14 protein-coding genes are annotated in these 11,761 nt (G+C 68.8%); 7 read left to right on the forward strand and 7 right to left on the reverse strand.

Going from position 1 to position 11,761, the window contains the following annotated elements; translation table 11 throughout:
• Positions 1–40: 40 nt before the first annotated feature.
• Complete coding sequence (locus tag ACQEU1_RS03805) at positions 41–1,387, reverse strand: aspartate aminotransferase family protein (protein WP_433196242.1); 1,347 nt, start codon at positions 1,385–1,387, stop codon at positions 41–43.
• A gap of 112 nt (positions 1,388–1,499) precedes the next feature.
• Here ACQEU1_RS03805 and ACQEU1_RS03810 point away from each other — a divergent pair, with 112 nt between their 5' ends.
• A complete protein-coding gene (locus tag ACQEU1_RS03810; RefSeq protein ID WP_433196244.1) occupies positions 1,500–1,973 on the forward strand; it encodes an Lrp/AsnC family transcriptional regulator in 474 nt (157 codons plus the stop codon).
• A gap of 20 nt (positions 1,974–1,993) precedes the next feature.
• Here the strand turns inward: ACQEU1_RS03810 and ACQEU1_RS03815 are convergent, their stop codons facing one another.
• Positions 1,994–2,470, reverse strand: a complete 477-nt coding sequence (locus ACQEU1_RS03815) for an EamA family transporter (protein ID WP_433196246.1) — start codon at positions 2,468–2,470, stop codon at positions 1,994–1,996.
• A 39-nt stretch (positions 2,471–2,509) separates the two neighbouring features.
• The gene (locus tag ACQEU1_RS03820) at positions 2,510–2,941 is read right to left on the reverse strand and encodes an EamA family transporter (protein WP_433196248.1); all 432 of its coding nucleotides are present in this window, start codon (positions 2,939–2,941) and stop codon (positions 2,510–2,512) included.
• 107 nt (positions 2,942–3,048) lie between these two features.
• Between ACQEU1_RS03820 and ACQEU1_RS03825 the strand changes: the two genes are divergently transcribed.
• Positions 3,049–3,924, forward strand: coding sequence for a LysR family transcriptional regulator (locus ACQEU1_RS03825; protein WP_433196250.1), 876 nt, complete (start codon positions 3,049–3,051; stop codon positions 3,922–3,924).
• Positions 3,925–3,952: 28 nt separating this feature from the next.
• Here ACQEU1_RS03825 and ACQEU1_RS03830 read toward each other — a convergent pair whose 3' ends face one another.
• Positions 3,953–4,399, reverse strand: coding sequence for an Lrp/AsnC family transcriptional regulator (locus ACQEU1_RS03830; protein WP_433196252.1), 447 nt, complete (start codon positions 4,397–4,399; stop codon positions 3,953–3,955).
• 145 nt (positions 4,400–4,544) lie between these two features.
• On the opposite strand from ACQEU1_RS03830, the gene ACQEU1_RS03835 reads away from it, so the two are divergent.
• Genes ACQEU1_RS03835 through ACQEU1_RS03850 form a run of 4 tightly spaced genes read left to right on the forward strand, consistent with a single transcriptional unit; the run spans position 4,545 to position 8,702 of the window.
• Positions 4,545–5,708, forward strand: a complete 1,164-nt coding sequence (locus ACQEU1_RS03835; protein WP_433196254.1) for a trans-sulfuration enzyme family protein — start codon at positions 4,545–4,547, stop codon at positions 5,706–5,708.
• 29 nt (positions 5,709–5,737) lie between these two features.
• Positions 5,738–7,024, forward strand: a complete 1,287-nt coding sequence (locus tag ACQEU1_RS03840; protein WP_433196256.1) for an amidohydrolase family protein — start codon at positions 5,738–5,740, stop codon at positions 7,022–7,024.
• A complete protein-coding gene (locus ACQEU1_RS03845) occupies positions 7,021–7,860 on the forward strand; it encodes a fumarylacetoacetate hydrolase family protein (protein ID WP_433196258.1) in 840 nt (279 codons plus the stop codon). Before ACQEU1_RS03840 ends, ACQEU1_RS03845 begins: the two co-directional genes overlap by 4 nt.
• Positions 7,861–7,877: 17 nt before the next feature.
• Positions 7,878–8,702: a PhzF family phenazine biosynthesis protein gene (locus ACQEU1_RS03850; RefSeq protein ID WP_433196260.1), complete on the forward strand. Its 825-nt coding sequence runs from the start codon at positions 7,878–7,880 to the stop codon at positions 8,700–8,702.
• Between the two features lies 1 nt (position 8,703).
• Here ACQEU1_RS03850 and ACQEU1_RS03855 read toward each other — a convergent pair whose 3' ends face one another.
• On the reverse strand, positions 8,704–9,411 hold the full coding sequence (locus ACQEU1_RS03855; RefSeq protein ID WP_433196262.1) for a TetR/AcrR family transcriptional regulator: 708 nt from the start codon (positions 9,409–9,411) through the stop codon (positions 8,704–8,706).
• Positions 9,412–9,588: 177 nt separating this feature from the next.
• On the opposite strand from ACQEU1_RS03855, the gene ACQEU1_RS03860 reads away from it, so the two are divergent.
• Complete coding sequence (locus tag ACQEU1_RS03860; protein WP_433196264.1) at positions 9,589–9,948, forward strand: TetR/AcrR family transcriptional regulator C-terminal domain-containing protein; 360 nt, start codon at positions 9,589–9,591, stop codon at positions 9,946–9,948.
• On the opposite strand, the gene ACQEU1_RS03865 is transcribed toward ACQEU1_RS03860, so the two are convergent.
• Positions 9,929–10,774, reverse strand: a complete 846-nt coding sequence (locus tag ACQEU1_RS03865) for an alpha/beta fold hydrolase (RefSeq protein ID WP_433196266.1) — start codon at positions 10,772–10,774, stop codon at positions 9,929–9,931. The genes ACQEU1_RS03860 and ACQEU1_RS03865 overlap by 20 nt on opposite strands.
• Positions 10,775–10,844: 70 nt before the next feature.
• Positions 10,845–11,747: an RNA polymerase sigma factor gene (locus ACQEU1_RS03870; RefSeq protein WP_433196268.1), complete on the reverse strand. Its 903-nt coding sequence runs from the start codon at positions 11,745–11,747 to the stop codon at positions 10,845–10,847.
• Between the last annotated feature and the right edge of the window lie 14 nt (positions 11,748–11,761).

Genomic DNA, 11,761 nt, shown 5'->3' on the forward strand with positions numbered 1-11,761 from the left:
TCGGGCTCTGGGCTCGACGCGGACTACCGGGTGAGGTTGATCAGAGGCCGCGGGCGGTGTCGGTGAGGGCGGTGTCGAGGATGTCGAGGCCGCGGTCGAGTTCGGCGTCGGTGATGGTCAGGGGCGGTGCCATGCGGAAGATGCTGCTGCTGCCGGGGAATTGCACGATGTTGAGGTGCAGGCCCAGTTCCAGGCAGCGGTTGATGGCCTTGGAACCGAATTCGGCGGCCGGGGTTTTGGTGGTGCGGTCGGTGACCAGTTCGATGCCCTGCAGCAGTCCGCGGCCGCGGACGTCGCCGATGACCTCGTGGCGGGTTTGCAGGTCGAGCAGTCCGGTGCGCAGGCGGTCGCCGAGGCGGCGGGCGATCTGGTCGTAGGCGCCGCGGGTGAGGACGTCGATGACGGTGAGTCCGACGGCGGCGGGCAGTGGGTCGTTGACGTGGGTGGTGCCGAAGTAGAAGCCGCGTTCGTGGCTGACCTGTTCGATCTCGTCGCTGGTGATCACCGCCGACAGCGGCAGGCCGGCGCCGAGGGTCTTGGACAGGGTGAGGATGTCGGGGGTGATGCCGTCGTGCTGGAAGGCGTACCAGTCGCCGGTGCGGCACAGGCCGGTCTGGGCCTCGTCGATGATCAGGAGCATGCCGCGTTCCTCGCACTTGCGCTTGAGGGCAGCGAAGTAGCGGGGCGGGGGCTCGATGATGCCGCCGGTGCTCAGGATCGGCTCGGCGATGAACGCCGCGAGCGACCCGACCGACTGCCGGTCGACGAGAGTGAACGCGTAGTCCAATTCGGACTGCCAGTCGTACTGGCCGTCGCGGCTGAACAGCGGCCGGTAGGCGTTCGGTGAGGGGATGGAGATGTTGCCTGGGGCGACGGGTCCGTAGCCGCGGCGCGGGACGGCGAAGGTCGCGGCGCCGGAGGCGTGGGTAACGCCGTGGTAGGACTGGTCGAACGCGACGATCTCGTGCCCGCCGGTGTACATCTTGGCCATGCGGATGGCGGCCTCGTTGGACTCGCCGCCGGTGCTGAGCAGCAGCACCTTGCTCAACGGCTCGGGCAGCGTCCCGATCAGCGTGTCGGCCAGCTCGACCACGGGCCGCGAGAGCATCCAGCTGAACAGGTGGTCCAGCGTCGCGATCGACTCCGACACGGTGGCCACGATCTCGGGGTGCGAGTGCCCCAGCAGCGCGCTCATCTGCCCCGAGGTGAAGTCCAGGATCGCGCGGCCCTCGTGGTCGAACACCTCCGACCCGGCCGCGCGTTCGATCATCGCGGGGACGAAGTCGCTGCCGGAGTAGCGGATCAGCCGGCGGCGAGCGGTGGACCAGAACTCTGCCGGCGTCGTGCCGGCCTGTCCGGTGGCGCGGCTGTCGGTGGAAGCGCTCATGTTGTGCCCCTTGGGTTTCCGTCGCAGTGGCTGGTCATCACGTTAGGGATCTGGGCTTGGCATGCGATTGCGAAGATTGCCGGAGGCGGCTCGGCTGGCGCACAATTTGTGCGTGGATCGCATCGACCGCGCAATCCTGGAACAGCTGCGCCGGGACTGCCGCCAGTCCAACACCGAGATCGCCGACCTCGTCGGCCTCACGCCGTCTCCGTGCCTGCGCCGGATACGAAGGCTGGAGGAGGACGGGATCATCCAGGGCTATCACGCCCGCGTCGATCCGGTCGCGATCGGCCGCGGGTTCGAGGTGCACGTCGACTTCGAGCTCAAGGACCAGGCCAAGTCGACCATCCGCGAGTTCGAGGCTGCTCTGGTCGCCTTCGACGAGGTGATCGAGGCCCGCCGCACCTTCGGGGCTCCCGACTACCAAGCGCTCGTTGCCGTGGCGGACCTGCAGACCTACGAACTGTTCATGACCGAGCACCTGGCGGATCTGCCGGGCCTGGCCAAGCTCCAGTCCCGTTTCACCATGAAGACGTTGAAGGCCAACGTTCCCGCCAACGCAGCACCGGATGGAGCGAACAGGTAGCCGATCTTGCTGGGAGAACGTCACGGCCGCGGCCGGGTCAGCAGGGCGACGGTCACCAGCACGATCGCGCAGCCGAGCAGTTGCACGAGGGAGATCACCTCGGCGAGCAGCAGCGCGGAGAGCACCAGACCAGCGATCGGGTGAACGAGCAGGAGCGCGCTGCCCGTGCTCGGTGCCAGGCGGGAAAGACCCGAGCCGACCAGGACCCAGGCGATGACCTGCCCGGTGACCGCGGCGACCAGCAACCAGGCGAGGGTGCTCCAGCTGGGAGTCAGGTCCAGGTCACCGGTGAACACGCCACCGATCGCCGCCACAGCGGCCGCCGCGATCGTGATGTCGGTCAGGTTGGCGAGACGCTGGCGCGCGTCAGAGCTCGTCCGCCGGAACAGCAGCAGGTATCCGGTGTAGGCGACGCCGGCCGCGACGCCCATGAGAGTTCCGTACCACGGCGCCGCCGCGGTGCTGGACTGGCCGATCGCGCCGCCGGCGATTGCCACACCGCACAGCAGGATCGGGGCCAGCGCCCAGAAAGACCGTCACACGCGCTCGCCGTAGAGCATCAGACAGGCCAGTGGGACCGCAACGACTTGGACGTGAACCAAGACGGTCGCGACTCCTGCTCCGACGGCCAGGATCGACTTGGTCCACAGCACCATGTCCACGCCGAGAAAGGCGCCGGCGAGAAGAGCGGTGCACCGCTGGGAAGCGGTGCGCTGAACAGGCCTCTCCCCGTGTCGGCGTCTCATGGCGCGCATGACGATCAGCAGCGGCACGGCGAGCAGCGCGCGGTAGAAGGCCGAGGTGCTGGCGGTCGTGCTGGACAGGGCGATGAGCGGCCCGGTCAGGCCGAACGTGGCCGCTCCGAGAATGAGCGCCACTCGGGCATCGAGTCGATCGACGGACCACGTCGAGCGCGGTTCGGACAGGGCGGACGTCGGAGGCGTGGCGAGGCCGGTTGCGGAGCTCATGCCCCAAGCGTGTGGTCAGATTGTCGTTTAGAAAATCGAAACATTCTATGCAAGCCTGTATAGCGAAGCTAAACACACCTTGGGAGGCCGCGGTGGAGTGGAGCAGCGTGCAGCTCCGGGCGCTGGTCGAACTGCGGCGGCAAGGCACCATGCGCGGCGCGGCCGGGGTTCTCGGCTACACCGCCGGTGCGGTGTCACAACAGCTCACCGCCCTGGAACGCGCTGTGGGCACGGCATTGCTGCTGCGGGTCGGCCGCCGGGTCGAGTTCACCGACGCCGGGCGGGAACTGGCGATCCACGCACAGCGGATCCTCGACGTCGAAACCGAGGCGCTCAACGCGATCGAACGTGGCCAAGGAGTGCGCGGAGCGCTTCACGTCGGCGTGTTCGCCACGGCTGCGGTCGACATCCTCCCCGGCGTGCTGGCCCGCGCCCAGGCGCTCTATCCGGAGTTGACGGTGCACACCCGCGAGGTCGAGGTGGACGCCATGCTCCGCAGCGTCGCAACCGGGTCCGTCGACCTCGCCATCGGCCTGGACTACCCGGACAGCCCCGTTCCCCAAGATCCAGCCCTGCGCACGGTCCGGCTGCGGCACGAGCCGTTCCGGCTGGCCGTTCCCGCGGGGTCCTTCGCCGAGACGAACGAAATCGACTTCGCCGCCACCGGTGAACTCGATTGGATCCTTCCGCCTCCTACCACCGTCTTCGGGTTCGCCATGCGTCACTTCTGGCCACGCCACGGCGTTGAGCTCCGTGTACGCCACGAGGTGGCCGACACCGCCGTGTCCTTGGCGTTCGTCGAGGCCGGACTCGGGGTCACACCCATCACCGACGCGATGCTGCGCTTGCGTCCATCGACACTGGATCGCGTCGACTTCCGTGAGCCTTTCGGGCGTGACGTCGTCGCCGTGGTCCGGTCAGCGGGAGCAGAACGACTCTCCGTTGCTGCCTTGCTGGCTCTCCTAGGCGAATCCGCCGCGTAGATCGACTTCTGCCCGCCGCGCCGTTCGCTCAGTGCGATGACTGGCCTGGGAGTGTCTTCATGGTCATGTAGCTGTTGACCGTGGCGATGTTGGGGACGCTGGCCAACTTGGTGGCGTGGAAGTTCTCGTAGGCGGGCAGGTCGGCGACCTCGACGTGCAGCAGGTAGTCGAAGTTGCCGGTGATGTGGTGGCAGAACACGACTTCGGGCAGTTCGACGACGGCGTGTTCGAAGGCGAGGACGTCCTCGCGGGCGTGACGGATCAGCCGGACGCCGGCGAACACCCGCAGCCCCCGGGCGAGCGCCGAGGGATCGACGAGCGCCTGGTAGCTGCGGATCACTCCAGTCTCCTCAAGACGGCGCACGCGGCGCAGGCACGGTGAGGGTGACAGGCCGACCTGGTCGGCCAGGTCGGCGTTGCTGATCCGACCGTCTTTCGCCAGCACGGCCAGGATGGCCCTGTCCACGTCGTCCATTGGCAGATTATTGCTGGATCAATGCCGCTAGCACAATCTGTTGGCTCCCGTCCTGCGCAACTTGCTGCCAAAGTTGCGTCAGATCGCTCCTGGTCGTGTCGCGGTCGGCCACGCTGTTCATGTCGAAAGCCGCGGAGGGAGCGTTATGGCAGGCAGCAGCACGGTCGTCGTTCACGCTGATCGGGACGTCCACCCGAGTCGTGCGGTGGTGCCGCCGATCTACCAGACGGCGACGTTCTGGGCCGAGGACGCGGACGAGTTCGCGCGGGTCGCGGCCGAGTCGCGGGGCAAGGACTTCTACACCCGCTACGGCAACCCGAACCACGCGCAGGTCGCCGCTGTCGTCGCGGAGTTGGAAGGGACCGAGGCCGCGATGGTCACGGCCTCGGGGATGGCGGCGCTCACCACGACGGTGCTGGGCCTGGTGTCCGCTGGTGATCACGTCATCGGGCAGAAGGCGACCTACGGCGGGACGGCGTCGGTGTTGCTGAACCTGTTGCCGCGCTTGGGAATCTCGACCACGGTGGTGGACCAGACGGACGTGGGCGCGTTCGAGCGGGCGCTGACGCCGAAGACGCGGTTGATTCTGGTCGAGTCGCCGAGCAATCCGCTGCTGCAGATCACGGATCTGGGCGCGGTCGCGGCCCTTGCGAAGGCGCACGGCGTGATCACGTTGGCGGACAACACCTTCGCCACTCCGATGAACTCACGCCCTGTGGAGTTCGGCATCGACGTGGTGTGGCACAGCGCGACGAAGTACCTCAACGGTCACACCGACGTGTCCGCCGGAGTGCTCGCCGGCCCCGCCGAGATCCTGGGCAAGGTCTGGGACACGGGTGTGCTGACCGGGGCGACGCTGGGGCCGTTCGACGCGTGGTTGCTGTTGCGCGGCATGCGAACCCTGCCGTTGCGCGTGCAACGACACAACGCCAACGGGCTCGCGATCGCGCAGGCGTTGGAGAACCATCCGGCGATCGCGAAGGTGCACTATCCGGGTCTCGCCTCCCACCCGCAGCACGAGTTGGCGGGCAAGCAGATGACCGGCTTCGGTGGCGTGCTTGCCCTCGAACTGAACGGCGGCTTCGAGGCGGCGGACGCCTTCCTCGGGCACCTGAAGTACTCGCGACGCTCGGCGAGCCTCGGCGGCGTCGAGTCCCTCGCGGTCCACCCCGCCTCCATGTGGCGCGGAATGCTCAGCGACCAGCAGATCGCCGAGTCCGGCGTGCCGCTCGGCCTCGTCCGGCTCGCGGCGGGCATCGAGGACACCCCCGACCTGGTCGCCGACGTCGTGGCAGCGGTCTCCGCGTGACGAACCAATCTGGAACAGGAGCTCACCCGATGAGGACTCTGATCACCGGCGGCACCGTGGTCAGCATGGACCCGGCGATCGGCGACCTCGGCCGCGGCGACGTGCTGATCACCGACGGTGTGATCACCGAGATCGCCGATCGGATCGAGGCAGCGGACGCCGAGGTGATCGACGCGACCGGCCGGATCGTGCTGCCCGGTTTCGTCGACACCCACCGCCACACCTGGCAGACCGCGTTCCGCGGCCTCGGCGCGGACTGGTCGTTCGAGGACTACCTCATCGCGGTCCACGGCACGGTGAAGCCGCACTACCAGCCAGAGGACGTCTACCTCGGCAACCTGCTCGGCAGACTGGAGGCGCTGCACTCCGGCGTCACCACGATGTTCGACTGGTTCCACGCCGCGCTGACCCCCGCGCACGCCGACGCCGCACTCGCGGGACTGCGCGACGCGCCAGGCCGGTCGATCTTCGGCTACGGCGCGGGTTATCGCACCGAGGAACGGATCGCCGCCGAGGTCCGCCGCGTCCACAGCGGGGTCTCGGCCGGCGGCCTGGTCACGCTGGCGCTGGCGCTGCGCGGACCCGGCGAGGCGCCGATGGGCACCGTCGCCGAGGACGTGCAGCTGGCCGATGAGCTCGGCCTGCGCACCACCGTGCACGTGGACGGCCTCAACGGAAACCGTCCGATCACCGAACTGATGCGCCGTGACCTGCTCCGCGACACCACCACCTTCGTGCACGGCAACGGACTGGCCGACGACGAGCTGCGGATGATCGCCGACGCGGGCGCGTCGGTGTCGATCAGCCCGGACGTGGAGCTGAAGATGGGCTTCGGCTGGCCGGAAACCGGCCGCATGCTCGCCGCCGGACTGCGACCCGCGCTGTCCATCGACGACTGCCCGGCGGTCGGTGGCGACATGTTCTCCACCATGCGCACCACGTTGTCGGCGCAGCGCGGCCTCGACGGCGGTCTCAGCTCCCGCGACGTGCTGTCGTTCGCCACGGTCGACGGCGCCCACGCCTGCGGGCTCGGCTCGCAAATCGGTAGCCTCACGCCGGGCAAGGCCGCCGACATCATCCTGGTCCGCGCCGACGACCTGACCATGTTCCCGCTCAACCACCCTGCGGGCGCGCTCGTCACGGCCGGACACCCTGGCCTGGTCGACACGGTGCTCGTCGCGGGACGTGTCGTGAAACGCGACGGCGTGCTCGTCGACGTCGACCTGACCGCGTTGAAGGCCCGGTTGCTGGAGTCGCGAGACCGGATCGCCGCAGCGGCGGGCATCGCCGTGGACGGCACCTGGAGCCCGTCGTGAAGCTGGCGACCTTCCGTGCCGAGGCAGGCGAACGGGTCGGTGTGGTCGACGTCGACCGCGAGGTCGTCCGGGACGTGACCGACCTGCTGCCGGACGGCGACGGAATGCTCGGCGTGATCGAGTCCTGGGACGCGGTCCGGCCGCTGCTGGAGAACGCCGCCGGGCCGGAGATTCCCCTGGAACAGATCGGTTTACTCGCGCCGATCCCACGCCCGCGGCGCAACATCTTCTGCGTCGGCCTGAACTACCACAGCCACGTGACCGAGTACGAGGACAGCGACTACGGCGTGGGTAGCTGGCTACCCGAACGACCTGTCTTCTTCTCCAAGGCCACCACCTCGGTCATCGGGCCGGAAGCCGGCATCTCGCTGCACCCCGGTGTCACGTCCGAAGTGGACTACGAGGGTGAGCTCGCCGTCATCCTGGGCACCGGCGGACAGGTGTGGGGCTACACGATCATCAACGACGTGACCGCACGAGACCTCCAGCACGCGCACAAGCAATGGCTGCTGGGAAAGTCGCTGGACACGTTCTGCCCGATGGGGCCGTACGCGGTGACCGCCGACGAGATCGGGGCCGTCGACTCGTTGGAGATCGAGACGAAGGTCAACGGCGAGACCAGACAACACGGCAGCCCGAAGAACCTGATCTTCGACGTGCCCGAGCTGATCACGACCCTGTCCGCAGGGATCACCCTGCTGCCTGGAGACGTGATCGCGACCGGCACTCCGGCCGGGGTCGGGCTCGGCCTCGACCCACCGATGTTCCTGCGCAGCGGCGACGTCGTCGAGGTGACGATCACCGGGCTCGGCACCCTGCGAAACCGCGTTCGCTGACACCCAAGGACATCCGCATGCGCCCGTTCGCCCAGATCGACGTCTTCTCCGCCGAGCCCTACCTCGGCAACCCCGTCGCCGTCGTCCTCGACGCCGAGGGGCTCGACGGCGAGATGATGCAGACGGTGGCCCGGTGGACGAACCTGTCCGAGACCACGTTCCTGCTGCCTCCCACCACTCCGGAAGCCGACTACCGGGTGCGGATCTTCACTCCAGGTGGCGAGCTGCCGTTCGCAGGGCACCCCACCCTCGGTTCCGCGCACGCCTGGCTTCAGCACACGGGCTCGTCGCGGGACAGGGTCGTGCAGGAGTGCGCGGCAGGTCTGGTCGAAGTGCGGCGGCGGCAGGGAACGCTGTGCTTCGCCGCGCCACCTCCCGTTCGCAGCGGCCCGATCGAAGAGGACTACCTGGAGAAGATCGTCTCGGCACTGGGCATCGACGGCCCGGTGATCGGGCACCAGTGGGTGGACAACGGGCCGGGCTGGGCGGTCGTGCGGCTGGCGACCGCCCAGGAAGTGCTCGCGCTGGAACCGGACTTCTCGCGGCTTCCGCACGCGATGGTCGGCGCTGTCGGTGCCCACCCCCACGGCTCCCCGCACGCGTTCGAGCTGCGCACGTTCGCGCCCGGTGCCGGCGTGCCCGAGGACCCGGTCTGCGGCAGCATGAACGCCGGCGTGGCGCAGTGGCTCATCGGCACAGGAGTGGCGCCAGCTGCGTATCGGGTCTCGCAGGGGAGCCGTCTGGGACGCGCCGGTGACATCGCGATCACCTCTGAACCCGACGGAACCGTCTGGGTCGGCGGCGCCACGAAGACGCTCTTCCACGGCACCGCACGGATCTGAACTACGCCTCGGACTCGCCTGCGATTCGCTCGCGTCGCTGCCGTTCGAGGTCGGCGATCTGCGGACTGGTCAGGCCGGGTTCCGGCAATGAGGTGGGTGCTTCGCGGGAGGGGCGCAGGCCGTCCAGCAGGAAGCCGATCATTCGCCGGTACAGCAACGGGTGGCCGGGGCCGCCCACCTCGACGGCGGTGTGCACGGCCATCGACAGCAGCAGCATGTCCCCGGCGACGAGGTCGTCGCGGACGACGCCGGCCTCGCGGGCGCGGCGGACGAGGCGTTCGAGGTGCTCGCCCGTGCGGTTGTGGCTGTCCTCCACCAGTTTGGCCAGCTGGTGCGGTGTTCGGGGGCGGGACCAGCCAAGCGTCTCGCTGTAGGAGCCGCTCAGAAGTTCTCGCAGGCCGCGGTCTTTAGCGATCGTGGGGACGGCGAGTTCCAGGAACGTGACGATGCCCGCCCACGGGTCAGGGTTGTTGCTGGCGTCCTGTGCCTGCTGCTGGGCGAGCTCGAACTTCGGCTCGTACACCACGTGGATCAGGTCGTCCTTGGTCGCGAAGGTCCGGTAGACGGTCGCGACGCCGACACCTGCGGCTTTGGCGACGTCGGCGAGGGTCGCCGTGCATCCTCGTTCGGCGAAGACGTCCGCGGCGGCGGCGAGGACGCGGGCCAGGTTGGCCTGTGCGTCGCGCCTGCGTGGTCCCGCGGTGGTCATCTCCCGGATGCTACCGGCGGTGGTGCACGTGATCAGGGTGAGGCCCGGCTCCTACGACGTGCACCTCAACCCCGTCAGTTGGCAGGTCAAGACCAAACAGGCGCTGATCGAGACCTGGCGGACACCATCGTCGGTTCGGTCAGCACCGATGACCTGCCGGCAGACCCCGTCGAACGAGTGCGTGTCCTCGCCACCCGCTACCGCACGGCGTTGCTCGCGCACCGCGACGGCGGTCGCCTGGTCGCGGGGACCTTCTCCGGTACGGGCAGGACGCTCCGGGTGGGCGAGGCGATCGTCGGCAGCCTGTTGGAGGCCGGCCACACCGAACTCGGCGCGGCCCGGTTGTGCTGGTCCATCGTGTACTTCACGCTCGGCCTCACTCAGGAGGAGCAGACGCCGGCAGGCGACGCCCGTGACCGGTTCGCGGAAATGCTGGCCACGGGCGCCTTTCCGGCGCTGGCGAAGGTCGGCGATGCAATGATCAGCGACGACTTCGACGCCAGGTTCGACTACGGGATCAGCCGGTTGCTCGGCTGACGAACCCGGCCACGACCGAGGCGAACTTCTCCGGCTCCTCGACGTGCGCGAAGTGCCCGCTGTTCTCGAAGGTGACGAGCTCGGCGCCCGGGATGCGCTTGTGCAGCTCCTGCGCCCACCTCGGACCGCAGATGAAGTCGTGCTGCCCCACCAGCACCAGCGTGTCCACGGTGATCGTCTCCACCGTGCCGCGGTCGTCGATCAGGTCGGGGACGCCGAGCTCGTCGAGGCCGGTCACGTGGCCGCCGTGCACCACGTCCTCGAACGCCTCGTGGCCGCGGAAGTCCGCGAAGTACAGCGGCAGGATGGCTCGGGCGACGCGGGCGAACGTCTCGTCGTCACCGATGGTCGGAACCTGCTGCCAGGCCTCGGAGACCGCCGTCGCATCGGGGTGGCGGCGCAGGAACTCCTCTACGCCGCGGCTCGCCTCGGCGAAGAACGGTGCGTCGGAGGCAGGCGCGCTGTCGTAGAGGATCACGCCGGACAACCGGTCGGCCAGGTGCGTCGCGCAGTACTGGGTGACGAACCCGCCGTAGGAGTGGCCGAGCAGGTGGGCCTGCTCCACGCCCAGGTCGTTGAGCACCGCTTCGACCGCACGAGCGTGGAGAGCCCGCGTGTAGCCGTGCGGGTGCGAGGCGAGCCGACCTGACGCGCCGGTGCCGAGCGGCTCGACGTAGACGGTGGTGAGGTGCTCCTCGAGAGCGGTCGAGCGCAGGTACTCCCAGGTGAAGCCCGGTCCGCCGGGGTGCAGCAGGCACACCGGGCCCTGTCCGGCGACGTGATAGGTCACCGGGATGCCGTCGACCGCGGTGGTGTGGCTGTTCATGCTGGTTCCGATCTCGCGATGGGTCTGGACGTGAACGAGATGCGGGATCGGCGGCGAAGTTCGATCGGGTTCACGTGATCGGCGTCACGTCGGGGTGGAAGAGGCGAAGCCGCTCGACCCGCCCTCCTCGCAACGACATCAGCCAGACCACGGAAGGCGGGCAGTGGCCGGGGTTGTCGGGCGGGTTGACCAGGTCCATCTCCCAGATGGCGATGTCGTTGCCCGCGATGATGTTGACCGGGCGCTGCCGCACCCCTGCGGCGAGGTCACCCTCCATTCCGGCCAGCACGAGGTCCTGTCCGCCGGTGATCGGTCCGGCGGTCAGCGTCACGTGTGGCGACCACCGATCCGCCACGATCTCGCCGAACCGCCCGGCTTCTGCTGCGGCGAGGGTGTCCACGGCCTCCGCGCGGCTGGCGAGGTGCCGTCGCGTTGCGTCGTCGTGCCCGCGGTCGGCGGTGGCGAGCAGGGCGGCGGAGAGCTTCGCGCGTGCCTCGTTGAGCCGGCTGCGCACGGTGCCGACCGGTAGTCCGCACGCCTTCGCGATGTCGTCGTAGCTGGTGACACCGCTGAAGTGCCGCAGCAGCAACGGAAGCTGCAACGTGGGGGTCAGCCGGTCCAGAGCGGTCCAGATCCAGTCTCGCAGTGCGTGGGTGTCGAGCACGCTCTCGGGAGTCTCGTCGCCGGCCCAGTCGACCAACGGCGCCGAAGGACTTTGCCTGAGCCGCATCCGCCCCGTGTTGCGCACAATCGCGCGTAGCCACGCGCCCACGGCTGACGGGTCGCGCACATCGCCGATGCGGCGCAACGCGATCAGCGCCGAGTCCTGGAGGAGGTCCTCCGCGTCGTAGCCGACGACGCTCAGTGCAACGGCGCGCATGGAGGCGTGGTGTCGCTGGAGCAGCACGCCCACGGCCGTGGCATCCCCCGCCTGGGCACATCTGGTCAGCTCAGCGTCTGAGAGCGCGTCCACCAGCCCGATGATAG

This window comes from Lentzea sp. CA-135723 (assembly GCF_050936595.1).
Lineage (GTDB): Bacteria > Actinomycetota > Actinomycetes > Mycobacteriales > Pseudonocardiaceae > Lentzea.

Bases quoted from the DNA above. Each gene is read 5' to 3' on its own strand.
- ACQEU1_RS03840 (WP_433196256.1), top strand. From the start codon at position 5,738: ATGAGGACTCTGATCACCGGCGGCACCGTGGTCAGCATGGACCCGGCG.
- ACQEU1_RS03830 (WP_433196252.1), bottom strand. From the start codon at position 4,399: ATGGACGACGTGGACAGGGCCATCCTGGCCGTGCTGGCGAAAGACGGT.
- ACQEU1_RS03855 (WP_433196262.1), bottom strand. From the start codon at position 9,411: ATGACCACCGCGGGACCACGCAGGCGCGACGCACAGGCCAACCTGGCC.
- ACQEU1_RS03865 (WP_433196266.1), bottom strand. From the start codon at position 10,774: ATGAACAGCCACACCACCGCGGTCGACGGCATCCCGGTGACCTATCAC.
- ACQEU1_RS03820 (WP_433196248.1), bottom strand. From the start codon at position 2,941: ATGAGCTCCGCAACCGGCCTCGCCACGCCTCCGACGTCCGCCCTGTCC.
- ACQEU1_RS03835 (WP_433196254.1), top strand. From the start codon at position 4,545: ATGGCAGGCAGCAGCACGGTCGTCGTTCACGCTGATCGGGACGTCCAC.
- ACQEU1_RS03805 (WP_433196242.1), bottom strand. From the start codon at position 1,387: ATGAGCGCTTCCACCGACAGCCGCGCCACCGGACAGGCCGGCACGACG.
- ACQEU1_RS03850 (WP_433196260.1), top strand. From the start codon at position 7,878: ATGCGCCCGTTCGCCCAGATCGACGTCTTCTCCGCCGAGCCCTACCTC.